18 protein-coding genes are annotated in these 23,558 nt (G+C 62.4%); 11 read left to right on the top strand and 7 right to left on the bottom strand.

The genetic code is table 11. The annotated features are described in order from the left end of the window. Position 1 precedes the first annotated feature (1 nt). The 8 genes from GH983_RS18480 (at position 2) to GH983_RS18445 (ending at position 8,736) form a co-directional block, all read left to right on the top strand. Positions 2-934, top strand: coding sequence for an L-lactate dehydrogenase (locus tag GH983_RS18480; RefSeq protein WP_069042890.1), 933 nt, complete (start codon positions 2-4; stop codon positions 932-934). 86 nt (positions 935-1,020) lie between these two features. Continuing rightward, the gene (locus tag GH983_RS18475; RefSeq protein ID WP_054147618.1) at positions 1,021-1,386 is read left to right on the top strand and encodes a helix-turn-helix transcriptional regulator; all 366 of its coding nucleotides are present in this window, start codon (positions 1,021-1,023) and stop codon (positions 1,384-1,386) included. A 28-nt stretch (positions 1,387-1,414) separates the two neighbouring features. Next, the gene (locus tag GH983_RS18470) at positions 1,415-2,353 is read left to right on the top strand and encodes a LysR family transcriptional regulator (protein ID WP_069042891.1); all 939 of its coding nucleotides are present in this window, start codon (positions 1,415-1,417) and stop codon (positions 2,351-2,353) included. 66 nt (positions 2,354-2,419) lie between these two features. After that, positions 2,420-2,899 carry a formate dehydrogenase subunit gamma gene (locus tag GH983_RS18465; RefSeq protein ID WP_054147620.1) on the top strand — a complete coding sequence of 160 codons (480 nt, stop codon included), beginning with the start codon at positions 2,420-2,422 and terminating at the stop codon, positions 2,897-2,899. Then, positions 2,896-4,464 (top strand): NADH-quinone oxidoreductase subunit NuoF, encoded by a 1,569-nt coding sequence (locus tag GH983_RS18460; protein WP_153763193.1) that lies wholly within the window; start codon positions 2,896-2,898, stop codon positions 4,462-4,464. Before GH983_RS18465 ends, GH983_RS18460 begins: the two co-directional genes overlap by 4 nt. Positions 4,465-4,689: 225 nt before the next feature. Further along, positions 4,690-7,572, top strand: coding sequence for a formate dehydrogenase subunit alpha (fdhF, locus tag GH983_RS18455; RefSeq protein WP_153763192.1), 2,883 nt, complete (start codon positions 4,690-4,692; stop codon positions 7,570-7,572). Continuing rightward, positions 7,569-8,399 (top strand): formate dehydrogenase accessory sulfurtransferase FdhD, encoded by an 831-nt coding sequence (fdhD, locus tag GH983_RS18450; protein ID WP_153763191.1) that lies wholly within the window; start codon positions 7,569-7,571, stop codon positions 8,397-8,399. Before fdhF ends, fdhD begins: the two co-directional genes overlap by 4 nt. Beyond that, the gene (locus GH983_RS18445) at positions 8,392-8,736 is read left to right on the top strand and encodes a formate dehydrogenase subunit delta (protein ID WP_153763190.1); all 345 of its coding nucleotides are present in this window, start codon (positions 8,392-8,394) and stop codon (positions 8,734-8,736) included. Before fdhD ends, GH983_RS18445 begins: the two co-directional genes overlap by 8 nt. Positions 8,737-8,754: 18 nt before the next feature. Here the strand turns inward: GH983_RS18445 and GH983_RS18440 are convergent, their stop codons facing one another. From GH983_RS18440 to rocF, 4 genes are all read right to left on the bottom strand, one after another. After that, the gene (locus GH983_RS18440; RefSeq protein WP_069042896.1) at positions 8,755-9,600 is read right to left on the bottom strand and encodes an asparaginase domain-containing protein; all 846 of its coding nucleotides are present in this window, start codon (positions 9,598-9,600) and stop codon (positions 8,755-8,757) included. 128 nt (positions 9,601-9,728) lie between these two features. Continuing rightward, the gene (locus GH983_RS18435) at positions 9,729-10,205 is read right to left on the bottom strand and encodes a chemotaxis protein CheW (protein WP_006724495.1); all 477 of its coding nucleotides are present in this window, start codon (positions 10,203-10,205) and stop codon (positions 9,729-9,731) included. Beyond that, positions 10,205-11,989: a PAS domain-containing methyl-accepting chemotaxis protein gene (locus GH983_RS18430; RefSeq protein WP_069042897.1), complete on the bottom strand. Its 1,785-nt coding sequence runs from the start codon at positions 11,987-11,989 to the stop codon at positions 10,205-10,207. Before GH983_RS18430 ends, GH983_RS18435 begins: the two co-directional genes overlap by 1 nt. A 235-nt stretch (positions 11,990-12,224) precedes the next feature. Further along, positions 12,225-13,160 carry an arginase gene (gene rocF, locus GH983_RS18425; RefSeq protein ID WP_153763189.1) on the bottom strand — a complete coding sequence of 312 codons (936 nt, stop codon included), beginning with the start codon at positions 13,158-13,160 and terminating at the stop codon, positions 12,225-12,227. Between the two features lie 122 nt (positions 13,161-13,282). Between rocF and GH983_RS18420 the strand changes: the two genes are divergently transcribed. Next, a complete protein-coding gene (locus tag GH983_RS18420) occupies positions 13,283-13,708 on the top strand; it encodes an Lrp/AsnC family transcriptional regulator (protein WP_054149868.1) in 426 nt (141 codons plus the stop codon). A 24-nt stretch (positions 13,709-13,732) separates the two neighbouring features. Here the strand turns inward: GH983_RS18420 and GH983_RS18415 are convergent, their stop codons facing one another. The 3 genes from GH983_RS18415 to GH983_RS18405 all read right to left on the bottom strand — a co-directional run bounded on the left by GH983_RS18415 (position 13,733) and on the right by GH983_RS18405 (position 20,265). Then, positions 13,733-17,893, bottom strand: coding sequence for a translocation/assembly module TamB domain-containing protein (locus GH983_RS18415; RefSeq protein WP_153763188.1), 4,161 nt, complete (start codon positions 17,891-17,893; stop codon positions 13,733-13,735). 26 nt (positions 17,894-17,919) lie between these two features. Further along, positions 17,920-19,854: an autotransporter assembly complex family protein gene (locus tag GH983_RS18410; RefSeq protein ID WP_194842751.1), complete on the bottom strand. Its 1,935-nt coding sequence runs from the start codon at positions 19,852-19,854 to the stop codon at positions 17,920-17,922. Positions 19,855-20,001: 147 nt separating this feature from the next. Beyond that, a complete protein-coding gene (locus GH983_RS18405) occupies positions 20,002-20,265 on the bottom strand; it encodes a glycine zipper domain-containing protein (protein ID WP_054149957.1) in 264 nt (87 codons plus the stop codon). Between the two features lie 318 nt (positions 20,266-20,583). Here GH983_RS18405 and GH983_RS18400 point away from each other — a divergent pair, with 318 nt between their 5' ends. Next, positions 20,584-21,072 carry a (2Fe-2S)-binding protein gene (locus GH983_RS18400; protein ID WP_054149870.1) on the top strand — a complete coding sequence of 163 codons (489 nt, stop codon included), beginning with the start codon at positions 20,584-20,586 and terminating at the stop codon, positions 21,070-21,072. 118 nt (positions 21,073-21,190) lie between these two features. Continuing rightward, entirely contained in the window at positions 21,191-23,557 is a 2,367-nt protein-coding gene (locus GH983_RS18395) for a xanthine dehydrogenase family protein molybdopterin-binding subunit (protein ID WP_153763186.1), read from the top strand. Position 23,558 lies beyond the last annotated feature (1 nt).

The raw sequence follows: 23,558 nt of genomic DNA, 5'->3' as shown, positions 1-23,558 counted from the left end.
CATGAAGGTCGGTATCGTGGGTGCGGGAATGGTCGGCAGCTCGGCGGGTTATGCGCTGGCGCTGATGGGGCTTGCCAGCGAGATCGTGCTCATCGATCGCAATGAGGCACTCGCCATCGCGCAGGCGGAAGACATTGCCCATGCGGTTCCGTTCATGTCCTCGACCATCGTGAATGCCGGACAGTATCGGGATCTTGAGGGCGCGGGTGTGGTCATCCTCTCCGCCGGTGTGAGCCAGAAACCCGGCGAAACACGCCTCGAGCTTCTGGAGCGCAACGCAGCCGTCTTCCGTTCCGTGCTTGCCGAGGTGTTGCCGGTCGCACCGGATGCGATCCTGCTGATCGCCTCCAACCCTGTCGATATCATGACCCAGATCACCACACGGCTTTCCGGCATCGATCCGCGCCGCGTGATCGGTTCGGGCACCATTCTCGACACCGCGCGTTTCCGCAGTCTCGTCGGCCGCCATCTCGGGATTTCCCCGCAATCGGTGCATGCCTATGTGCTCGGCGAACATGGTGACAGCGAGGTTCTCGCCTGGACGAGTGCCCGTGCAGGCTCCGTCTCTTTGTCCTCTTTCGCCGCCCAGGTCGGCTCGCCGCTGACGGAGGACGTGCGCGCGCAGATCGACGACGGTGTGCGCAACGCTGCCTACAAGATCATCAACGGCAAGGGCTCCACCTATTACGGCATCGGCGCGGGCCTTGCCCGCATCGTCAAGGCGATCGCCCGTGATCAGCGCGACGTGCTGTCCGTTTCCATTGCAACGCCGGAAGTGGCGGGCATTCGGGATGTCGCCCTATCGATCCCGCGCGTGGTTGGCGCAGAAGGTGTCGTCGTCGATCTTTTTCCCGATCTCGACGACGAGGAGTATGCGGCCTTGAACCGCAGCGCGTCGCTTTTGAAGGAACGAGCCGACGCCATTCCTTTATAGGGGGAACTGCCTATATAATGCCAGGATATGCAGGCGCAGAAGCGCCGTGACGATCAGATACTGCGCCCCGATTTCTGGATCACTTGATGAACGAAACGCCGCCACTCACCCCTGAGGCTCTCGATGATTTCCTGCTCAAGGCGCGCGCCGCCAGCGGGCTTTTAAAGGCGCTATCGCACGAGACGCGTCTGTTGATGCTCTGCATGCTCTGCCAGGGCGAGAAGACGGTCACCGAAATCGAACAGTTCCTTGGCATCCAGCAGGCCGTAGTTTCCCAGCAACTCGCGCGACTCAGAGGCGAGAAGGTCGTCCAGACCCGCCGCGAAGGACGCCAGATCTACTATCGGATCGCCGATCCACAACTCGCCGAACTGATCTCCGTGCTCTACAAGATGTATTGCGGCCCGACACCCGTCACGATCAGCCAGGCGGCGGCGCTCAGCGAGGCGTAAGCCCGAGAGGGCATCGAAGGGGCGGTGCATGATCGACAAGCTGGAATTCTTCATCGCGCTTGCCCGCCAGCAGCATTTCGGCCGCGCAGCCGAGGAATGCGGCGTGACGCAGCCGACACTGTCGGCCGGCATCCGGCAACTCGAAGAGCAGCTCGGCGTCATGCTTGTCCAGCGCGGCTCGCGCTTTCTCGGCCTCACCCCGGAAGGCCAGCGGGTGCTCGAATGGGCGCGGCGGATTGTTGGTGATACCCGCACCATGCGCGAAGAAATGCGGGCGGCGCGGCGTGGTCTGGCCGGCCATATCCGGCTTGCGGTCATTCCGACGGCGCTTGCCATGGTGCAGAAGCTCACCGAACCCTTTCAGGCCCGTCATCCGGACGTGACCTTTTCCGTCCTGTCGCGCACCTCGCTGCAGGTTCTGAGCCTGCTCGAAAATCTCGAGATCGACGCCGGCATTACCTATCTCGACAATGAGCCGCTGGGGCGCGTCACCAGCGTGCCCCTCTATTCCGAGCGCTATCACCTGATCACCGGTGTCGGCACGCCGCTTGCCGATCGTGACAGCATCACCTGGAGCGAGGTGGCCGATCTCAGGCTCTGTCTTCTGACCGCCGACATGCAGAACCGGCGGATCATCAACCAGCACATGGCAGAGGCCGGTGTGACGCCGAAGCCGACGCTCGAATCCAATTCGATGATCGTGCTGTTCTCCCATATTCGCACCGGCAAATGGGCGTCGATCATGCCGAAGAACGTCGCTGAGTCCTTCGGTTTCGGCGAGGAGATCCGGATGATCCCGATCACCGCACCCGAGGCCGAGCATCTGGTGGGGCTGGTCGCTACCCACCGCGAGCCTTTTACTCCTTTGGTCTCCGGCCTGTTGCATGAGGCGCGCTTGCTGGCAGCCTCTAATGCCTTCGATAGAAATCTTCTATCGATCGACGGAAGCGCCGTATTGACCTCCTGACATCAGAACCATCATCATCTTCCGATGAACGACCCCGCCAGAGCTCGGCGGGTGAGGAGGATTTCGATGAATATTCGTGTGGCTGCGGATGACGTCTCCGCCCGCATTTCGGCTGTGATCGCCGAGTTGCAGCATCTGGAGGGGCCGATGCTGCCGATCCTGCACCGTGTGCAGGAGGAATTCGGCTATATCCCTGAGATCGCCAAGCAGATCATCGCCAGCGCGCTGAACCTGTCGCGCGCCGAGGTGCATGGCGTGATCACCTTCTACCACGATTTCCGCGCTCAACCGGCTGGGCGACACGTTCTAAAGCTCTGTCGCGCCGAGGCTTGCCAGTCGATGGGCTGCGAGCCTCTTGCGGACAAGATCAAGGCCAAGCTCGGCATCGACTGGCACCAGACGACGCCTGACGGTGCCGTCACCCTCGAACCCGTCTTCTGTCTCGGCCTCTGTGCCCAGGCGCCTGCCGCGATGCTCGACGGTGAGCTGCATGCGCGGCTCGACGAACACTGTCTTAGCGACATTCTGGCGGAGGTGCGCTCATGAGCGTCCCAGAAACCGTCGTTGTCTTCGTCCCCCGCGATGCGGCAGCGCTTGCCGTCGGTGCCGACAAGGTGGCGGCTGCCATCGAACGCGAAGCCAGGGTACGCGGCCTTGACGTCACCATCGTGCGCAATGGCTCGCGTGGTATGCTGTGGCTGGAAGTGCTGGTCGAGGTGCGCACCGACAAGGGCCGCATCGCCTATGGTCCGGTCAGGGCCTCCGATGTGCCTTCCCTCTTCGAGGCCGGCTTCCTTGATGGCGGGGAGCATCCGGTTGGCCATGGCCTAACCCACGAGATCCCCTTCCTCAAGGGACAGACGCGGCTGACCTTTGCTCGCTGTGGCGTCACCGATCCGCTCTCGCTCGATGACTACCGCCACTATCAGGGCCTTAAAGGTCTCGCCAATGCCATCGCGATGGCACCCGCCGACATCATCAGCCAAGTGACGGACAGCGGCCTGCGCGGTCGCGGTGGCGCAGGCTTCCCGACCGGCATCAAGTGGAAGACGGTCGCGGATGCGAAGGCCGACCAGAAATACATCGTCTGCAATGCCGACGAGGGCGACAGTGGCACCTTCGCCGACCGGATGATCATGGAAGGTGACCCCTTCGTGCTGATCGAAGGCATGGCGATTGCCGGCATCGCGGTGGGTGCCACCAAGGGCTATGTCTATACCCGCTCCGAATATCCGCATGCCATTGCCATGATGGAAGAGGCAATCGAGATTGCGAGGGCTGCGGGCATTCTCGGCGCCTCCGTCATGGGCTCGTCTTACGCCTTCGACATGGAAGTGCGCATGGGCGCTGGCGCCTATGTCTGTGGCGAGGAGACCTCGCTGCTCAACAGCCTCGAAGGCAAACGCGGCGTGGTGCGCGCCAAGCCACCGCTGCCGGCGCTTCAGGGCCTGTTCGGCAAGCCGACTGTCGTCAACAACGTCATGTCGCTCGCCTCCATCCCGGTCATCATGGATCGGGGTGCTGCGTTCTACCGCGACTTCGGCGTTGGCCGTTCGCATGGCACGATCCCGATCCAGCTCGCCGGCAATCTCAAGCATGGCGGCCTCTATGAGACCGCCTTCGGTCTGCCGCTCGGCCAGTTGATCAACGAGATCGGCGGTGGAACGATTTCGGGTCGTCCGGTCAAGGCGGTGCAGGTGGGCGGGCCGCTCGGCGCCTATTTCCCGCCTTCGCTGTTCGACACGATCTTCGACTATGAGGCCTTCACCGCTGCCGGTGGCCTGATCGGCCATGCCGGTGTCGTGGTCTTCGACGATACGGCCGACATGCTGAAACAGGCGCGCTTTGCCATGGAATTCTGTGCCGTCGAAAGCTGCGGCAAGTGCACGCCCTGCCGCATCGGCTCGACGCGCGGCGTCGAGACGGTCGACAAGATCGCGCGCGGGATCGAGCCGGAGAAGAACAAGGTGCTGCTGGAGGATCTCTGCAACACCATGAAATTCGGCTCGCTCTGTGCGCTGGGTGGTTTCACGCCCTATCCGGTCATGAGTGCGATGACGCATTTCCCGCAGGATTTTGCGCGGGCGCCTGTGGTGGAGGCTGCGGAATGAGTTGTTGTCTTCGAGATACTGACGAGGCTGCCGGATCTGGCTCCCTCTTCTCTCCAGCGGGGAGAAGTGCCGAACGCAGTGAGGCGATGAGGGGGCCGCTTGCGCTGACGCTTACCCCCTCATCCGGCGCTACGCGCCACCTTCTCCCCGCCGGGGAGAAGAGGTCCCGCCTGCGCTCTGCCCGTCATTGTCATCACGTCATGCACGCTCTCCAGGAGGCCCTCCATGCCCCTCGTTCCTGAAATTGACTACGGCACGCCCGCCTCGCGCTCCGACAAGATGGTCACACTCACCATTGACGGTCGCGCGATCACGGTGCCCGAGGGCACGTCGATCATGCGCGCCTCGATGGAGGCCGGCATTCAGGTGCCGAAGCTCTGCGCCACCGACATGGTCGATGCCTTCGGCTCCTGCCGTCTCTGTCTGATCGAAGTGGAAGGCCGCAACGGCACGCCCGCCTCCTGCACAACGCCGGTCGCACCCGGCATCGTCGTCCACACCCAGACGGAGCGGCTGAAGGCCATCCGCAAGGGCGTGATGGAGCTTTACATCTCCGACCATCCGCTGGATTGCCTCACCTGTGCGGCCAATGGCGATTGCGAGTTGCAGGACATGGCCGGTGCCGTGGGTCTGCGCGATGTGCGCTACGGCTATGAAGGGGAGAACCACGTCAAGGCGCGGTCTGCCGAGGGCGGCATCAACGCCCAGTGGATGCCGAAGGACGAAAGCAATCCCTATTTCACCTATGATCCGTCGAAATGCATCGTCTGTTCGCGCTGCGTGCGGGCATGCGAAGAGGTGCAGGGGACCTTTGCGCTGACCATTGAGGGCCGTGGCTTCGACAGCCGCGTGTCACCCGGCGCGCATGAAGCCTTCCTCTCGTCGGAATGTGTCTCCTGCGGCGCCTGCGTGCAGGCCTGCCCGACGGCAACGCTGACGGAAAAGTCCGTCATTGCCATCGGCCAGCCGGAGCATTCGGCCGTCACCACCTGCGCCTATTGCGGGGTCGGCTGTTCGTTCAAGGCGGAGATGCGCGGCGAAGAGCTGGTGCGCATGGTACCTTGGAAGGATGGCCAGGCCAATCGCGGCCATTCCTGCGTCAAGGGCCGCTTCGCCTATGGTTACGCAAGTCACAAGGACCGCATCCTCAACCCGATGATCCGGGAAAAGATCAGTGATCCCTGGCGCGAAGTGACCTGGGAAGAGGCCTATGCCCATGTCGCCTCCGAGTTCAAGCGTATCCAGTATCAGTATGGCCGTGACGCCATCGGCGGCATCACCTCGTCGCGCTGCACCAATGAAGAGACCTATCTGGTCCAGAAGCTGATCCGTGCCGGCTTCGGCAACAACAATGTCGATACCTGCGCCCGCGTCTGCCATTCGCCGACCGGTTACGGCCTCGGCCAGGCCTTCGGCACATCGGCGGGTACGCAGAATTTCGACAGCGTCGAGCATTCCGACGTGGTGCTGGTCATCGGCGCCAACCCGACCGATGGCCACCCGGTCTTCGGCTCGCGTCTGAAGAAGCGGCTGCGCCAGGGCGCTAAGCTGATCGTCATTGATCCGCGCCGCATCGATCTCGTGCGCACCCCGCATGTGGAAGCGGCTTACCATCTGCCGCTGAAGCCAGGCACCAATGTCGCCGTGCTCACCGCGATCGCCCATGTGATCGTCACCGAAGGTCTGTTTGCCGAGGCTTTCATCCGTGAGCGTTGCGACTGGTCGGAATTCGAGGACTGGGCCGGTTTCGTCTCCGACCCAGCACATTCGCCGGAGGAAACGGAAAAGTTCACCGGAGTACCCGCGGCAGAGCTGCGGGGTGCCGCCCGCCTGTTTGCCACCGGCGGCAATGGCGCGATCTATTACGGCCTCGGCGTCACCGAACACAGCCAGGGCTCGACGACCGTCATGGCGATTGCCAACCTTGCGATGGTCACCGGCAATATTGGTCGCCCCGGTGTCGGCGTGAACCCGCTGCGTGGCCAGAACAATGTCCAGGGCTCCTGCGACATGGGCTCCTTCCCGCATGAGCTGCCGGGCTATCGCCACGTCTCCGACGATGCCACCCGCGAGACCTTCGAAAAGCTCTGGGGTGTCGAGATCAGCAACGAGCCGGGCCTGCGCATTCCGAACATGCTGGATGCTGCCGTCGATGGCTCGTTCAAGGGCATCTATATCCAGGGCGAGGACATCCTGCAGTCCGATCCGGATACCAAGCACGTCTCGGCAGGACTCGCTGCCATGGAATGCGTCGTCGTGCACGATCTCTTCCTCAACGAGACGGCGAACTACGCACATGTCTTCCTGCCGGGTTCGACCTTCCTCGAAAAGGACGGGACCTTCACCAATGCCGAGCGCCGCATCAACCGCGTGCGCAAGGTGATGACCCCGAAGAACGGCTATGCCGACTGGGAAGTGACGCAAAAGCTCGCCCAGGCCATGGGCCTAACCTGGAACTATGCGCATCCGTCTCAGATCATGGACGAGATCGCGGCGACCACGCCGAGCTTTGCCGGCGTCTCCTACGACTATCTGGAAAAGATGGGTTCGGTGCAGTGGCCCTGCAACGAGAAATTCCCTGTGGGATCGCCGATCATGCATGTCGACGGTTTCGTGCGCGGCAAGGGCAAGTTCATCCGCACGGAATATGTGCCGACGGACGAGCGCACCGGCCCGCGCTTCCCGCTGCTTTTGACCACCGGTCGCGTTCTCTCGCAATACAATGTCGGTGCGCAGACGCGGCGTACGGAGAACAGTGTCTGGCATGAGGAAGACCGGCTGGAGATCCATCCGCATGATGCCGAACAGCGCGGCGTCAAGGATGGCGACTGGATCAAGCTTGCCAGCCGTTCCGGCGACACCACGCTCCGCGCCCTGATCACCGATCGCGTGGCCCCCGGCGTTGTCTACACCACCTTCCATCACCCGAACACGCAGGCGAATGTCATCACCACGGACTTCTCCGACTGGGCAACCAATTGCCCGGAATACAAGGTGACCGCCGTGCAGGTCTCGCCGTCGAACGGCCCGACCGAGTGGCAGGAGGAGTATGAGGAGCTGAGCCGCCGTTCGCGGCGCATTGCCGGCAAGCTGGAAGCGGCGGAATGAGCGATGTGATCGGCTCCACGGCACGTATTGTCGGCGGGCTGAAGGCGACCCACGGGCGCGTCTCGGCCAGCAGCCGGCTTGTGCCCGAGGAGGTGCCGATCGCCTTTTCCTATGCCGGATCCACCCATGCTGTGATGATGGCGACGCCCGATGATCTCGAGGATTTCGCCGTCGGCTTTTCGCTCGCCGAGGGCATCATCGCGGGGGCCGAGGACGTGGTATCGATCGAGGCCATTGAGGCGGGCGAGGGCATCGACGTCCAGGTGACGCTGAAGGAGATGACTGCGGAAGCGTTGGTTGCCAGGCGTCGGCGCATGGCCGGCCCCGTCGGGTGCGGGCTCTGCGGCATCGAGTCGATCGAGCAGGCAAGCCGTGCGGTGAAGCCTGTCGCTGACGACGGCTTCAGCATGTCTGCCCGTGACGTTTCCCAGGCCATGGCGCAGCTGACGGCGCGGCAGGATCTGAACCGCCAGACACGCGCCGTACATGGCGCCGGCTTCTACAGCCTGAAGCAAGGGCTTGTCGCGATCCGTGAAGATGTCGGTCGCCACAATGCGCTGGACAAGCTCGTCGGTGCCGTTGTCATTGGCGGCTGGGATCCTGCCCAGGGTGCGGTCGTGGTCACGAGCCGTCTGTCCGTCGAGATGGTGCAGAAGACGGCAGCGCTCGGTGCGCCCGTGCTGATTGCCATTTCCGCGCCGACAGCGCTTGCCATTCGCACGGCCGCGCAGGCCGGGATCACCTTGATCGGCATTGCGCGCGACGAGGATTTCGAGATTTTCACCCGACCCGACCGGGTGGCCGAGGGAGTACCGCTGCATGTCTGAAACCGGCACCGACGCCAAGCTGATCCGCATGGCGAACCAGATCGCCACCTTTTTCCTGTCGCAGCCGGAAGAGGTGCGTGCGGAGGGGGTGGCTACGCATATCAACAAGTTCTGGGAGGTCCGCATGCGCCGCCGCTTCCATGAGTTGGTGGCGGTCCCCGATGCCGGTTTTCTGCCGCTGGTGGTCGAGGCCGCCAGCAGCATCAAGCGCCCCGGCGCGTCTGATGCCACCGCCGTCGGTCTTGGTCAGGAGGCTGCTGTTGGTGCACCCTTCGGCAAAGGGGTAGCCGCAGGCGAGTCGCTGTCGGAGCCCAGCATCCCGGAGACGACGGCCTGAGCCCAGACGGAAGTGCCGTCAGTTTAGCCAGAGATGGATGAGTGCTGCTTCCGGCGTCTCGGTGCCGCCGTTTTCGATACCCGTGCTCCAGAGGCCGGTACCGGCCGCATAGGCGCCGGGTGACAGGCCGCCTGCCTCGCACTGGCTCACCGCCCGCAGCCGCTTTCCACTCTTCACTGCTTCGGCGAGCACCGACAGCAGGACGGTATCGTTCATCGCTGTGCCGGCGCCGAAAATACGCAGCACCGCACCGTCCAGTCTTTCTAGCATCGCCTTCACAGCTTCTGCCGGAATGCCTGGGGAGAGCGTCAGGATCGCGAGCTTTCGGTCCTCAAAAGTCCGACGCTGCGGCACGTCGGGTGTCGCCTGCGGCTGCGCGCGAAACGCATCCGCTTCGTGGCTGTCATGTTTCACCAGGCCGTCAGCCGCGAGAAGTTTGCCGGCGAAGGCAAGGAAAACGCCGGGCTCTTTGCTTGCCGTAGCCGAGATCGCAAGATCGAGATTGCCCTCGGCATCGCCCTGATGCCCGAGTGGCAGCATGGAGCCGCAGAGGATCACGCGGCGGTTCTCCCCCGCCAGAGCCTGGCTCAGCGCTGCACCGGAAAAGGCCATGGTGTCGGTGCCGTGGGTGATGATTACGGCTGCATCCGGATGGCGGCGGATCGTTTCCAGCATTCGGTTCCAGTGGGCAGGACCCACATCGGCGCTGTCGAGCAAGGGATCGAAGACGTCAGCGGTCAAAACTGCGCCGGCGGGCAGGCGTGCCGCAATCGCTTCTTCCACGAGCCCCTTCAGGGGTGCCAGCCCTTCCGGCGTCTCGGCCATCCCGATCGTTCCACCCGTGTGGATCAGCAGCAGTTTCATTGTCTCGCCTCCCGGATTCGTTGCCGTCTGGTAGGGCAGTGCGAAGTGGAGATCAACCGGGTCCTGGAACGCGAAAAGGCAGCGCCTGACAGCGCTGCCCCTTCAAAATCAGTCAACTGTCGCCGTGATCAGGCGGCCAGATCTTCCAGGTCGCTACCCTTGAACATCTTGGCGAGGTTCAGGAAGCAGATCATGCCGTTCTCGTTGGCAATGATGCCTTCAGAGAAGGTCTTGTCGAAGGAAGCGGAAACTTCCGGAACCGGCTGAACCTGGCTCGACGGGATGGTCAGGATGTCCGAAACGCGGTCGACCAGCATGCCGATGACCATGTTGTGGACTTCGGCCACGACGATCGCCGAACGCTCATTGGCAACCGTGCTCTTCATGCCCAGCTTGTAGGCGAGGTCGATGATCGGGATGACCGAGCCGCGCAGGTTCATGACACCGATGACATCGGCCGGCGCATGCGGGATCGGCGTCGACGGGGCCCAGCCGCGGATTTCGCGAATGGTCGTGGTCTTGACGCAGAATTCCTGATCATGAAGCCGGAAGGCGATGATCTCGAGGGTCTCACTGCCGAAGCTGGTGGAGCTGATAGTTGCCATTAGAAATCTTCCCAACCTTCCTGTACCTTGGCAGCGGCTGCGCCACCTGCGGCGCGAGCGACACTCGCCATGAGTTTGCGTGCCGGTGATGCCACAGGTGAAGCATCGGGACGCGCTTCCATGACTTTATGCGAAGAGTGTTGCCCAATTCTAAACTGTGACACCAGTTCGCGCAGGGATGCCGCCTGTTTTGCGAGGCTATGGCTCGCGGCAGTCGATTCTTCGACCATGGCGGCATTCTGCTGGGTGTTCTGGTCCATGGCGTTGACCGCCTTGTTGATCTCCGACAGGCCGGTAGACTGTTCGCGCGAGGCTTCGACGATCGCTGCGACGTTGGTGTTGATGTCCTTGACTTCAATGACGATCTGCTCGAGCGCCTTGCCCGTCTCGCCCACCAGCTGGACACCCGTCTTCACCTGATCCGAGGAGGTGTTGATCAGCGCCTTGATCTCCTTGGCGGCCGTTGCCGAACGCTGCGCCAGTTCACGTACTTCCTGGGCAACCACGGCAAAGCCCTTGCCGGCTTCACCTGCGCGGGCAGCCTCGACACCCGCATTCAGGGCCAGGAGGTTCGTCTGGAAGGCGATGTCGTCGATTACGCCGATGATGTTGGAGATCTCCTTCGAGGAGTTCTCAATCTGGCCCATGGCCTGGATCGCATTCTTCACCACCAAGCCGGACTTTTCAGCTCCTTCCTTGGTGCGCGCCACAAGCTGCCCGGCTTCGTTTGCTCGCTTCGAGCTATCGGCGACCGTCTGGGTGATCTGTTCGAGCGCGGCAGCCGTTTCCTCGACGGCCGCTGCCTGCTGTTCGGTGCGCTTGGCGAGATTGTCCGATGCTTCGCGGATCTGCGAGGAGCCGGAGGCAATAGCATCCGTATTGTAGCTGACACCCTGCATCGCGGCTGCGATGCGTGTCATGGCGGCATTGAAGTCGGTGCGGATCTGCTCCAGCGACGGGATGAAGGGCTTATCGATGGTCGCCGTCAGGTCACCATTGGCGAGCGCCGTCAAACCCTTGGCAATTTCGTCGACGGCGTTGACGCGGCCGGTAATGTCGGTTGCGTATTTCACCACCTTGAAGACGCGGCCGCTGGCATCGAGGATCGGATTGTAGGATGCCTGGATCCAGACGATCTTGCCGCCCTTGCCGATGCGCTTGAACTCCTCAGAGACGAATTGTCCAGACGCGAGTTTTTTCCAGAACTCGCGATAGGCGTCGGTGCGCGCGTAATCCGCCTCGCAAAACATGGAATGATGCTTACCGGTGATCTCGCCGAGCGTGTAGCCGAGGGTCGAGAGGAAGTTTTCGTTGGCTGTCAGGATCTCGCCCGTGGGCGTGAATTCGATCGTTGCCTGGACACGGGAGATCGCTTCGAGCTTGCCGGAGTCTTCCGCACTCTTCTGCTTTGCCGCCGTGATGTCGCTGGCGAATTTGACGATCTTCCACAGCTTTCCGTTCTTGAAAACGGGATTGTAGGAGGCCTGGATCCAGATCTCGCTGCCGTCCTTCTTCAAGCGCTTGTATTCGCGGCTCTCGAATTTCCCGGAATTGAGCATCGCCCAGAATTCTTGGTAGTCAGCGGTGGCGGTGTAGGCAGGATCACAGAAGATGCGGTGGTGCTTGCCCTTGATCTCTTCAAGGCTATAGCCGAGCGCCCGACAGAAATTCTCGTTCGCTGTGATGATCGTACCGTCGAGCTTGAATTCGATGACTGCCTGTGACCTCCCCAATGACTCAAGGATCGCCTTTGACTCCGCCCCAGGCAACGCTATCAATCCCATCTGTATTCCCCCTCACAAGGATCCCTGCATGCACCGCTGACCAGTGCTCCTACGTGAATATTAGCCTTGTGGGTTTAAGCAATCGTCAATGTTCAACGATTTTCTGAGGTGTCAGTGAGCGAAATTCGGTCATTTACCCTAAGAATTTGGGGGTTCTGGATTGACAAAAGGCAATCTTGAATCGAAAAATGCGCATATTATAATGCTATAATGTTGAGTGCGTGGCTGGTGGCAGTCATCCGCCACGGGTCGGACGGTCAAGAATGCGGCGGCCGAAGAGGCTCGCAGCCAGCTCCACCATGACGCGGGCGCTGCGGCCTCGGTCATCGAGAAACGGGTTGAGCTCGACGAGGTCGAGGGATGAGACAAGCCCGCTGTCGTGCAAGAGCTCCATGATCAGATGCGCCTCGCGGAAGGTCGCACCCCCCGGAACCGTGGTGCCGACGCCGGGTGCAACGTCGGGATCGAGGAAGTCGACGTCGAGGCTGACATGCAGCAGCGCGTTGGCCTCGCGGACATCTGCCAGGATGCGTTTGACGATGCTGCCCATCCCCTCTTCATCGATAGCGCGCATATCATAGACATTGACGGCATTCTCGGAGATCAGCCGGCGTTCCTCCTCGTCGACCGAACGGATGCCGACCTGGTAGACATGCCGTGGATCGACGAATGGCCGCTCGCTCGGAAGGATCGGGGCAAATTCAGCCTTGCCGCAGAAGAACGCGACGGGCATGCCATGGATATTGCCGGACGGAGAGGTCTCAGGCGCATTGAAGTCCGAATGGGCATCCAACCAGAGAACATAGAGCGGTCGGCCCACCTCACTTGCATAACGTGCCATGCCGGAAACGCTGCCCATGGAGAGGCTGTGATCGCCGCCGAGCAGGATCGGGACGGCACCGCTTGCCGCCGCCTCGTAAGTGGCGGCCTCGATCGCACGGGTGAAGGCGCCGACAACAGGCAGGTTCTTGGCGCGTGGCATGTCCGCCAGATCCGATGCCGGCTCCGGCCGAAGATCGCCGCGATCCTCGACGGTATAGCCGAGGTCACGCATGGCCGGACCGATCCCGGCAATGCGATAGGCTGCAGGCCCCATGGCACACCCGCCGCGGCCCGATCCTTCCTCGAGCGTTACCCCGATGAGGGCGACAGTCTTCTGTTGCATGGCCATGTCTCGTCCTTCTCTTTATTGACCCGCATGATCGGGCAAAGCGACGTTCTCAAAAAGGTGGAACTTCGTCACAAAGCGCTATAGTTTGCGCAGATCGCAACCATCATGTGACAGTTTGTAAAATGGACGACCTCGATCGCACGATCCTCGGCGCATTACGCCAGAACGCCCGCCTGCCCGTCGCTTCGCTAGCGGCTATGAGCGGGGCTTCGCGCGCGACTATTTCGGCCCGTATCGACCGGCTGGTGGCGAACGGAACGATCGCGGCCTTCACCATCCTGACCGGCAGCGAGATCCAGCCCAGCGGTGTCAGGGCGATCATCATGATTGAAGTGGTCGGGAAGTTTCACGACCGGGTGGCCCATCAGTTGCGCGGCATGCCACAGGTGCGTTCCCTGCACAGCACGAACGGCAAGTGGGACTTCATTGCCGAGCTGGAGGAGCGGGATCTCGCGAGTTTCGACGAGACGCTCAGACGGATCCGGCTGATCGAGGGGATCAACTTCACCGAAACCAATATTCTCCTGAAGACCAGCAAGGTCGCCTGACGGAGTTGGCCATCGGCGACCGGCTCAGTATTCCTTCTCATAGAAGATGCCGCCGCCAGCTCCGGATCCACCTGCCTCGCCCTTCAGTTTCAATCCCCGGCCGATATCCAGGTTGATCGTCGCCTTGGCGCCGCCGTTGCCGCCCTGTTCCAGCTCGATATAGGTCCGGTCGTTCAGATACTTGCCGGCACTGATGCTGGTTCCCCCGGTCTCATCGGTGGAGATGTCGAGATCATCGATGCCGAGCGTGTTGCGCAGCGACTGGAAGAGCGAGGTGCCCTGTCCGCCGGCCAACTGCGCAGCCGCATCGGCAAGCTGGGCGATCTGCAGCGGCGACAGTCGCGACAGGGACTGGCCGAAGATCAACTGGGCCAGAATTTCGTCCTGGGGCAGGGCAGGGGTCGAGCTGAAGGTCACCTGCGGATTGCTGGCGAGCCCTGTCAGCAGGATGACGATTGTGGCGTTGCCGGATGTGGTTGTTGCTTCCAGATCGAGCAATGGCACGAGATCGCCGCCAAAGGTGATGGTGGCGCGAGTGATGTCCAGCCGCTTGGTCAGGATCTGCATGCGACCGCGCCTGAGTTCGAACGCGCCCGAGACCACCGGGGCGGCAGCGTTGCCGGTCAGGTTGATTGTTCCGCCGAGTTCCGCGTCGATACCGCGACCCCGGATGAAGGTCTGGGACGGCGAGGAAATGGTGAGGTCGAGTGCGATGGGGGCGCTTGCAGAGCGGCCCTCCGCCGGCGTCTGATCAGGTTGCTGCCGCAAGATTGCCGGCGGTGCATGGCGGTGTTCTATATCCAACGCCTCGAGGCTGGCAGGGCGGCTCTCGGAGAGGGTGATCGACGTGCGTGAAAGGTTGATCGCGCCGGCGAGTGTCGGGCCGTTCAGCAATTGCCCCGTGAGCGTGAGCCGGCCATCCGCCGTGCTGGTCACCGTATTGCCATCGACATAGACGGCCTGGTCCAGGTTGATCGTCAGGTCTGCCGGCAGCCCCGGGTTTGCGATATCGATGAAACCGCTTGCCGATATCCGTCCGCCGGTCGCGAGGTTTCCGGTGAGGCTCCCGATTTCGGCGCGCGTGCCGGTGAGGTTGACCGTCGTTGCAATCTGCTCGATCGCGAGGTTGCGTCTCACGTCGACGATACGGGCGCCGCTGGTGGACACGGTGCCAGTGATGTTCGGCTGTGCGCCGGTTCCCCCGATCGTCAGGTTGACGCTGGCATTGCCCTCGGCGACGAAACCCTGGGCGGCCAGCTGGCCGTTGGCCGCGGACAGGGGGACATCACCCTGGACCTGGATATCGAGGCCAGGACCGCTCTGCAACGAGACCGCGCCGCCCGCCGTGAGGCCGATGCCAGCGCCATTGATGCGGCTGTCCAGGGTCAGGTTCTGGTTTTCGAACCGGCCGTTTGCCGTGATGCCGAGCGGAGGCACCCCAGCGCCCCGCGTCTGGGCGATTGCCGCGTTCTGCCAGTCGAGGCGATAATCCGCAACGGGCGCCGCTGCCGTGCCACGCACCGTGACCGTGCCGGAAATCGTGCCTTCCGGCGCGATGTCGGGTGCAAGCGCTGCTGCGAGCGAGGCGGGAAGGGCGGTGATGTCGGCTGCGAGATCCAGCCTTTCACCCACGGTTCCAGACACTGCAATCCGGCCTGAACCTGCGGAAATGACGGTCTCGGCGATCGAGACCTGCCCGTCCGCGACGCGAACCGAGGTGGGGGATGCCAACGCGAGCGCAATGCCACGCGGTGCAGCGCTCAGTTCTTCGATCGCGACAGCGAGGCCTGCATCTCCCTGGTTCAGCGCGCCCCGGAGGAGCACAGGGGCATTGTCATAACGTCCGGTGATGTCGAAATCCGTGTCGGTGCCCGATCGCGTGAAGGCTAGTGTCACCGTATCCAGGCGGTTGGCGCCGGATGCAATACTCGCGGCGCGCACCGTGCCCTCGGCCGCAAGGACCATCACGTCGGACAGCCGAAGATCGATGGTCGGCTCCGCAATCGTCAGCGCACCTTGCCGGATTGCCGCGCCGGAAGCCTGAACGTCAGCCGCGAGCCTGCCCTCGCGAGATGCGAGCGTCACCTCTCCCTTGAGATCGCCCGCGACGGTCTGGCCGGCAAGTGCGGCAAGCAGGCTCAGATCCGGAAAGTCGAATGCAATGTCGCCGCTTGGCAGCATGTCCGGGCCGAGATCGAGCGCGCCGGTCAGCCGGTTCGGACCGATGGCCAGATCGAGTGCGTCGACCCGCGTCACGCCATCGGCGCTGACGACCTGCGCCTTCGCATCGACCGGTTTCCCATCGATCTGGCCGCTTGCCGTGAGGTTGGCGGAGGGCGCCTCACGGTTTGCCACGCCGTCGAGCTGGAGCGTCAGATCGTCAATACGATAACCGGCGGCTTGACCCTCCTCGACCACAAGGGTGACGGATGCCTCGATCGCATCGAGTGGGCCGGACGCCGACAGGTTGAAGGAGGCAGGTGCTTCAAGTCGTTCGACGAAAAGTCCGATGTCCCGCAGCTGGCCGGTCAGGTCGGTGGCGATCATGCCGTTCTGATCGAGGGAGAGGGAGCCTTCGGCCTGGGCAATGTCACTCGTCAGCACGATCTCCCGCAGCGCCACCGCACTCGGGGCGACGAAATCGACCCGGGCGGACAGATCGACAGGACCGTTGAGCCGGCTTGAAAGTGCGGGAGGCAGCAGGTCGGGTTCGGCCCGAACGGCAAGACGCCCGGAAAATCCGTTGCTCGCCAGCGTGTATTCGCCAGAGCCTTGCAGATCGAGACCGTTGCTGTCGAAAACCAGTTGCTCGAAGGCGATCGTCTCCGAGCTCACGGTGAGCGGCGCTGTCAGCGTCAGCGGGCCCCTGACATAAGGGCGAACGGACTCGTCGCGGATGTCTGTTTCCTTGACCGATGCCTGGAGGTTGACCGGTCCCGCGCGGTTTGCAAGGTCGAAGCTGTCACTGTCGGCCGACAGCGTCAGATCCGAGAAGCTGCCTTGGGGAACGGTGATTTCTGCCAGATCGGCGCGCAACGAAAGGCTTGCGGCCGGTGCCTGTCCGGTCACGGCAAGATCGAGGCTCCGCAGCCTCACGCCGCCGGTGAAATCTGATGACTGCGAGGTGATGCCGACCGGCTCACCGGTTGCACGGGCCGCCAGCCTGAGATCGTTTTGACCGTTCGGATCGTAAAGACCGGCGGCCTCGACTTCGGCCGTAGCGGTGGCAAACCGGCCCCGTTCGATGGCAACCGATCCGTCTGCACCCAGTCGGGCCGCGACATCGATCGCCGTTTCCCCGGCCAGGACGTCTCGCAGTTCGGGTGGAACGAGCCCGGCAAAAAGGCCGCCGCCATTTGCGGTCAGCACTCGCGTTCCGTCCTCGGCGAGTTTGTGGCTGACGTCGACTGTAATCGTGCGTTCGCCGTCGAGCGACGCCATGACTTCGCCTGCCCAGTCATCGAGCGGTCCGTCGCCGTCCACCTTGATCGCCAGCGCCGGGAGACCGGGCAGCTGCAGCCTTTCGCCGAGAAGACCTGCCGCCGGCTCCTGATAGTCCAGGTTGATGCGCAACTGGTTGTCGTTCGGTGCATAGAGCAGGTCGACCACGGCACTATTGCCGGGATCGTCCAGCCGTGTTGCGGTCAGTCGGCTTGCGATGGTTTCGCCGACGATCGTCAGTGACCCCAGTGCCGAAAGGTCAAGATCGCGCTCTGCGAGGGCCGCCCCGATTTCAATCGAGGGGAGGTCGATCGAGGCGACATCTATCTCGACCGGCAACGAGAAACGCTCTTCCGTTTGTGGCGTCTCTGCGGACGGAAGCGGTGCGCGCTCGACAGTCACCTGTCGTGCCGTGATGCGTTCGGCCGTGAAACGCTTGCGGATGAGATCGCGCGGCGTCCAGTCAAGCGAAAGATCATCTATGGTCGCATAGATGCCCTGACTGTCCGCCACCGTAATCTGATCGACGGAAAACTGGCTGCTGAGCAGTGGTCCGGTGCCGGTCAAAGTGATCTGCTGATTGTCGGTCGAGATGAGCTTGGCAATCTGGTCGGCGAGAAACTGGCTTCCCGTGCGCGACAAGCCGCCGACGAGAATGACCACCACAAAGAGCGCGATCAGCGCAGCCACCAGGCCGCCCAGCAGGCGAATCGTCCAGGTCAGGATGCGCTTCAACCAGATCATGTTCACTATCGTCCTGTCTTGCCCGGTCAGAAGCTCTGGCCGATGCCGGCATAGATTGCATAACGGCTGCTGCCATCATTCGGGTCCAGGGGAACCGCTACATCGAGCCGCAAAGGACCGAAGGGGGTCATGTAGCGCAGGCCGACCCCTGCGCCCATCTTGATATCCGAGAAATCGGGCACTGTGGTGTCGGTGACCGTGCCGATGTCGAGAAAGGGCACGATGCCGATCGTGTCGGTCACACCGATACGGGCTTCGAGATTGGCCGTCACATAGGATCGGCCGCCAGTGCCCTCGTCAGACGCTGTCCGCGGCGTGATCTCCTGGAAGGAATAACCGCGCACCGAGCCACCACCGCCGGCGAAGAAGCGTCGGGTCGCGGGGATAGCAGAGAGATCGCCACCGCCAACCAGCGTGCCTGCGTTCAGACGACCGGCAAGCACGAAGCGGTCCTCCTCGCCGAAGCCGAGATAGGCCGAAATCGAGCCCTCGAGCGAAGTGAAGAAGGTCTGGCCGAAGAAATCGTAGCTCGGTGTCAGCGAGATGGTGCCGTAATGGCCCTCGGTGGCGTTCAGCCGGTTGTCCCGCGTGTCCCTGATGTAGCCGAGCGGTACGCCGAAGGTCAGGTATTCATTACCATCGCCGAAGGCGTCGTCGATGCTGTCATAAGCCAAGGATATACCGGCATTGACGATGTCGGTGTCGGTCAGTTCATAGGCATAGGATACCTTGCCCGTCACCGTTGCGGCATCATAGTAATCGGTTTCGAGCGTGCTGCCCTTGATGCTCGCCTCGAGCGTTCCCGAGGGGACGAAGGCGCCCGGCTTGATGAAGGTGATGCCGGCCGTGTAGTCGAGCGAGGTGACGTCGCTGACGTCCTTCAATTCTCCAAGTCCACGCACCGCGCCTTCGATCCTGAGCGATTCCGCCTGGCCGAACAGATTGCGGTGGCCCCAATAGCCTTCGATGCCGCCGCCATCGAGCGAAGAGTAACTCGCGCCGACGCCGAAGTAGCGGTGTTTGCCTTCGGAGACGGTGATGCCGATCGGCAGGGATCCGCTCGGGTCCAGCCCGTCCGCTTCGTTGACGGTGACCGAGGAGAAGACGCCGAGTGTGCGCAGTCTCTCGCCTGCCTTTCGCAGCTGCTCGGGCGAATAGGTCTGGCCTGGCCTCAGCCGCGAGTAGTAGGCGATGAAGTCCGAATCGACTGCCCGAGCGCCCTTGACGGTGACGGCGCCGAGCGGCGCGACGGGGCCTGCTTCAACGGCGATGGTCACATCGACAGTGTTGGTCTCGTGGTCGGCGACGACTTGACGGCGGGTCACGTTGGTCAGTGGCCTGCCTTGCTCCTTGAGGCGCTCGGCCATCTGTTCCGCTGCGCGCAGGATCACCAGCGAGCCCGCATTGCCGCCCGGGGCAAGATCGAATTCTTCCGGGTCGAGACGCGCCGCATCTCCCTCGAGGCTGATATCGCCGAGTTCAAATGTCGGACCGGGCTGCACGGAGATGGCGACCGGGACGGGGCGTGAGCGGTCGAAGACCGGGTTCGGCGGCAGACTGTCGATGTCGCGACCGTCGATCGTCACGGTGACAATGCCGCCATAGAGCGCGTTTTCATAGAGTGTCGCAATAAGGCGATCACGATCGTCACGCGCCTTGATGACCAGGCCAAGATCGCCGGATACCGGTTGATCTTCGTCAGCAATCAGCAACGATGTACGTTCCAGAGATTTCTTCAGGGCGCGATCGGCGTCCCCGGTGTCAAGGGCAATGCTGAAATCGACGGGATCGATGATGTCGCGGTCGGCTTCGTCGCTGCCGAATAGACGTATTCCAAATAGCTCGAAAGCGTAGGCTTGCGAGGTTATGCCGACGGACAGGGGGCTCGCGACGGTCAGTAACAGCCCGAGCCGGAACGCATGACTAAATTTCGGCAATGTCCATCCACTCGGTCTCGGCATGTCGCTTTCATCGCGATCCGTCAGGCACTCCCCACCCGGCGGACAACTTAGGCGGAAATGCGCCTCATAGCATACCCCCTTTTTAAGCACTCATGAAAAAAGGCGGGAAGTGTTGCTTCCCGCCCTGTCTCGTTTGCGGCAAATGCGTCAGTAGCTGCGCGGGCAGGCGTCGATGTAACGGTTGCCGTAGCGGTCGCGGTAGTAGCACTGGCCCGGCTGTTCCGAGACGCGACCGATCACGGCACCTGCAACGCCGCCGATGGCCGCACCGACAGCGGCACCCCGGACGTTGCCCGTGGCAATGCCACCGATGATGGCGCCAGAGGCAGCGCCGATGCCGGCACCTCGTTCCGTCTGGCTGCAGCCTGCGACCGAAAGGCCGACCAGCATCAGCACAAGAGCTTTCTTCATCTTCATCTCTCCAAGTTCCACGCGTCCGGTCGATCCGGTCTTGTTTTGACACTTTGCCCCGCCGCTCGAGCACTCCCCACGCGGCTTCAGGCTTTCATCAGCATAGCCCCGACTCTTGGAAAGTCCATGGTCGTGGCTCACACCCTCGCGGGTGGTTCCATTACATGAGACACCGAAGATGAACCCAGGATTTACAGTCGGTTTAATGCTGCAATGCGTCACAGAATTTTTCGTTTGCGACCTTCTGGACAGTTGCACATGTCACATAAAACTCACACCATGCTTCCCGTGTCCGGGAGAGACACGAGGAGGAACAACATGGCTAAAGTGACACTGACGGTGAATGGCCGGACAGTGAGCGGAGAGTGCGAGGATCGCACCCTGCTCGTGCATTTCATTCGCGAAAAACTTGGTCTGACGGGAACGCATGTGGGCTGCGATACCACGCAATGCGGCACCTGCGTCGTTCACATGGACGGCAAGTCGATCAAGAGCTGTTCGATCCTGGCTGTTCAGGCGTCGGGATCCTCGATTACCACGATCGAGGGCCTTTCTTCCGGTGGCGAGCTGCATCCGGTGCAGGCTGCCTTCAAGGAGCATCATGGTCTGCAATGCGGCTTCTGTACGCCGGGCATGGTGATGACGGCGCTGGACATGATCTGTCGTCACAACGGCGCGCTCGACGAGGCCACCGTCCGCCATGAGCTTGAAGGCAATATCTGTCGCTGCACGGGCTACCACAACATCGTCAAGGCCGTGCTCTCGGCCAACGAAGCGATGACCGCCGGCCGTCAGGCCGCCGAGTGACGTCCAAGCGAGTAGGGAACAGTGAGTAGCGAAGAGAGCGTCGCGCCGCGACGCTAACTGAACGCACTCCGTACTCTATTCGCCATTCGCTATTCGCTCACTTCTGGAGGAGAAGACAATGGGTGTTGAAGGAATCGGCGCGCGTGTGGCGCGCAAGGAAGACAAACGTTTCCTGACCGGCAAGGGCCGGTATACCGACGACATGGTCGTCCCAGGCATGAAATATGCCTATTTCGTCCGTTCGCCTTATGCACATGCCAAGATCAAGTCGATCGATGTCGCCGCCGCCAAGGCCATGCCCGGTGTCATCGACGTGCTCGACGGCAAGCAGCTGCTCGCCGACGGTATCGGCAACCTGATCTGTGGCTGGATGATCCATTCGAAGGACGGCACGCCGATGAAGATGGGCGCCTGGCGTCCACTGGCACATGAAACCGTTCGCTACGTCGGTGACGCGGTCGCCATCGTGGTTGCCGACAGCATCGGCGAGGCACGTGATGCCTCGGAGGCCGTTTCGGTCGAGTATGAAGAACTGCCGGTCGTGACCGGTGCGGTCGACGCTCTGAAGTCCGGCGCGCCGCAGCTGCATCCGGAAGCCCCTGGCAACCTGATCTTCGACTGGGAGATCGGTGACAGCGCTGCGGCCGATGCCGCGATCGCCAGTGCCGCCCATGTCACCGAGATTGACATCTTCAATAACCGTCTCTCGCCGAACCCGATGGAGCCGCGCGCGACGCTCGGCATCTACGACACGGCGGAAGATCACTTCACCTGCTACACGACCTCGCAGAACCCGCATGTCGCGCGTCTCGTGATGAGCGCCTTCTACAATGTGGCGCCCGAGCACAAGCTGCGTGTGATCGCACCTGACGTCGGCGGCGGCTTCGGATCGAAGATCTATATCTATCCGGAAGAGGTGGTCTGTCTCTGGGCCTCCAAGAAGACGGGGGTCCCGGTCAAGTGGACTTCGGATCGCACCGAGGCCTTCCTGACGGACGCCCACGGTCGCGATCATGTGTCCAAGGTCAAGATGGCATTTGACAAGGACAACAATATCATCGGCCTCAAGGTCGACACGGTCGCCAATCTCGGCGCCTATATGTCGCTGTTCTCGTCTTCGGTCCCGACCTATCTCTACGCGACCCTCCTGTCCGGCCAGTATGCGATCCCGGCGATCCACGCCAATGTCCGCACCGTCTATACCAATACTGTGCCGGTCGATGCCTATCGTGGTGCCGGTCGCCCAGAGGCGACTTATCTCCTCGAACGTACCGTCGAAACGGCAGCCCGCGAACTCGGCATCTCGCCGGCAGAACTGCGCCGCAAGAACTTCGTGCGCACCTTCCCGTACCAGACGCCTGTGATCATGTGCTACGACGCCGGTGACTACGACGCCTCGCTGGAGGCGGCGATGTCTGCAGCCGATTGGAACGGTTTCCCCGCTCGCAAGGCCGAAGCCGCAGGGCGTGGTAAGCTGCGCGGCATAGGCATGAGCTGCTATATCGAGGCCTGCGGCATTGCGCCGTCGGCGGCGGTCGGCTCGCTCGGGGCAGGCGTGGGTCTCTGGGAATCCGCCGAAGTCCGCGTCAATGCGGTCGGCACGGTCGAAGTGCTCACCGGCTCGCATAGCCACGGCCAGGGTCACGAGACCACCTTCGCCCAGCTTGTCTCCGAACGCTTCGGCCTGCCGATCGACAATGTCTCGATCGTGCATGGTGACACCGACAAGGTGCAGATGGGCATGGGCACCTATGGTTCCCGTTCCGGTGCCGTCGGCATGTCGGCCATCGTCAAGGCGCTCGACAAGGTCGAGGCGAAAGCCAAGAAGATCGCGGCGCATCTGATGGAAGCTGACGAGAGCGATATCGTCATCGACAATGGCGAACTGAAGGTCGCCGGGACCGACAAGTCTGTGCCGTGGTTCCAGGTGGCGCTTGCAGCCTATACCGCCCACAACCTGCCGTCGGGCATGGAGCCCGGACTGAAGGAGGGCGCCTTCTACGATCCCTCAAACTTCACCTTCCCCGCCGGCTGCTACATCGCGGAAGTCGAGGTCGATCCGGAAACCGGCAAGACCGAGATCGTGCAGTTCGTCGCAGCCGACGACTTCGGCAATATCATCAATCCGATGATCGTCGAGGGACAGGTGCATGGCGGTATCGCGCAGGGCATTGGCCAGGCGCTGCTGGAAAGCGTGCATTACGATCCGCAGACCGGGCAGCTTCTGACCGCGAGCTACATGGATTATGCCATGCCGCGCGCCGACGACCTGCCGTCGTTCAATGTTTCGCACCAGAACACGCCTTGCCCGGGCAATCCGCTCGGCATCAAGGGCTGCGGCGAGGCAGGCGCCATCGGGTCTCCGCCGGCACTGATCAACGCGATCACCGACGCGATCGGCAATAACGACCTCAACATGCCGGCGACGCCGCTTGCCGTCTGGAGTGCGCTCCAGGCCAATGCGACCCGCCAGGCTGCCGAATAAG

Source organism: Agrobacterium sp. MA01, assembly GCF_009650195.1.
Lineage (GTDB): Bacteria > Pseudomonadota > Alphaproteobacteria > Rhizobiales > Rhizobiaceae > Allorhizobium.
This window is presented reverse-complemented; position numbering and strand designations above follow the sequence as displayed.

Excerpts from the sequence above, each read along its gene's own strand:
- GH983_RS18475 (WP_054147618.1), top strand. The coding sequence starts at position 1,021 with ATGAACGAAACGCCGCCACTCACCCCTGAGGCTCTCGATGATTTCCTG.
- rocF (WP_153763189.1), bottom strand. The coding sequence starts at position 13,160 with ATGGCCATGCAACAGAAGACTGTCGCCCTCATCGGGGTAACGCTCGAG.
- GH983_RS18460 (WP_153763193.1), top strand. The coding sequence starts at position 2,896 with ATGAGCGTCCCAGAAACCGTCGTTGTCTTCGTCCCCCGCGATGCGGCA.
- GH983_RS18405 (WP_054149957.1), bottom strand. The coding sequence starts at position 20,265 with ATGAAGAAAGCTCTTGTGCTGATGCTGGTCGGCCTTTCGGTCGCAGGC.
- GH983_RS18395 (WP_153763186.1), top strand. The coding sequence starts at position 21,191 with ATGGGTGTTGAAGGAATCGGCGCGCGTGTGGCGCGCAAGGAAGACAAA.
- GH983_RS18445 (WP_153763190.1), top strand. The coding sequence starts at position 8,392 with ATGTCTGAAACCGGCACCGACGCCAAGCTGATCCGCATGGCGAACCAG.
- fdhF (WP_153763192.1), top strand. The coding sequence starts at position 4,690 with ATGCCCCTCGTTCCTGAAATTGACTACGGCACGCCCGCCTCGCGCTCC.
- fdhD (WP_153763191.1), top strand. The coding sequence starts at position 7,569 with ATGAGCGATGTGATCGGCTCCACGGCACGTATTGTCGGCGGGCTGAAG.
- GH983_RS18465 (WP_054147620.1), top strand. The coding sequence starts at position 2,420 with ATGAATATTCGTGTGGCTGCGGATGACGTCTCCGCCCGCATTTCGGCT.
- GH983_RS18420 (WP_054149868.1), top strand. The coding sequence starts at position 13,283 with ATGGACGACCTCGATCGCACGATCCTCGGCGCATTACGCCAGAACGCC.
- GH983_RS18435 (WP_006724495.1), bottom strand. The coding sequence starts at position 10,205 with ATGGCAACTATCAGCTCCACCAGCTTCGGCAGTGAGACCCTCGAGATC.
- GH983_RS18430 (WP_069042897.1), bottom strand. The coding sequence starts at position 11,989 with ATGGGATTGATAGCGTTGCCTGGGGCGGAGTCAAAGGCGATCCTTGAG.
- GH983_RS18470 (WP_069042891.1), top strand. The coding sequence starts at position 1,415 with ATGATCGACAAGCTGGAATTCTTCATCGCGCTTGCCCGCCAGCAGCAT.
- GH983_RS18415 (WP_153763188.1), bottom strand. The coding sequence starts at position 17,893 with ATGATCTGGTTGAAGCGCATCCTGACCTGGACGATTCGCCTGCTGGGC.
- GH983_RS18410 (WP_194842751.1), bottom strand. The coding sequence starts at position 19,854 with ATGCCGAGACCGAGTGGATGGACATTGCCGAAATTTAGTCATGCGTTC.
- GH983_RS18480 (WP_069042890.1), top strand. The coding sequence starts at position 2 with ATGAAGGTCGGTATCGTGGGTGCGGGAATGGTCGGCAGCTCGGCGGGT.
- GH983_RS18400 (WP_054149870.1), top strand. The coding sequence starts at position 20,584 with ATGGCTAAAGTGACACTGACGGTGAATGGCCGGACAGTGAGCGGAGAG.
- GH983_RS18440 (WP_069042896.1), bottom strand. The coding sequence starts at position 9,600 with ATGAAACTGCTGCTGATCCACACGGGTGGAACGATCGGGATGGCCGAG.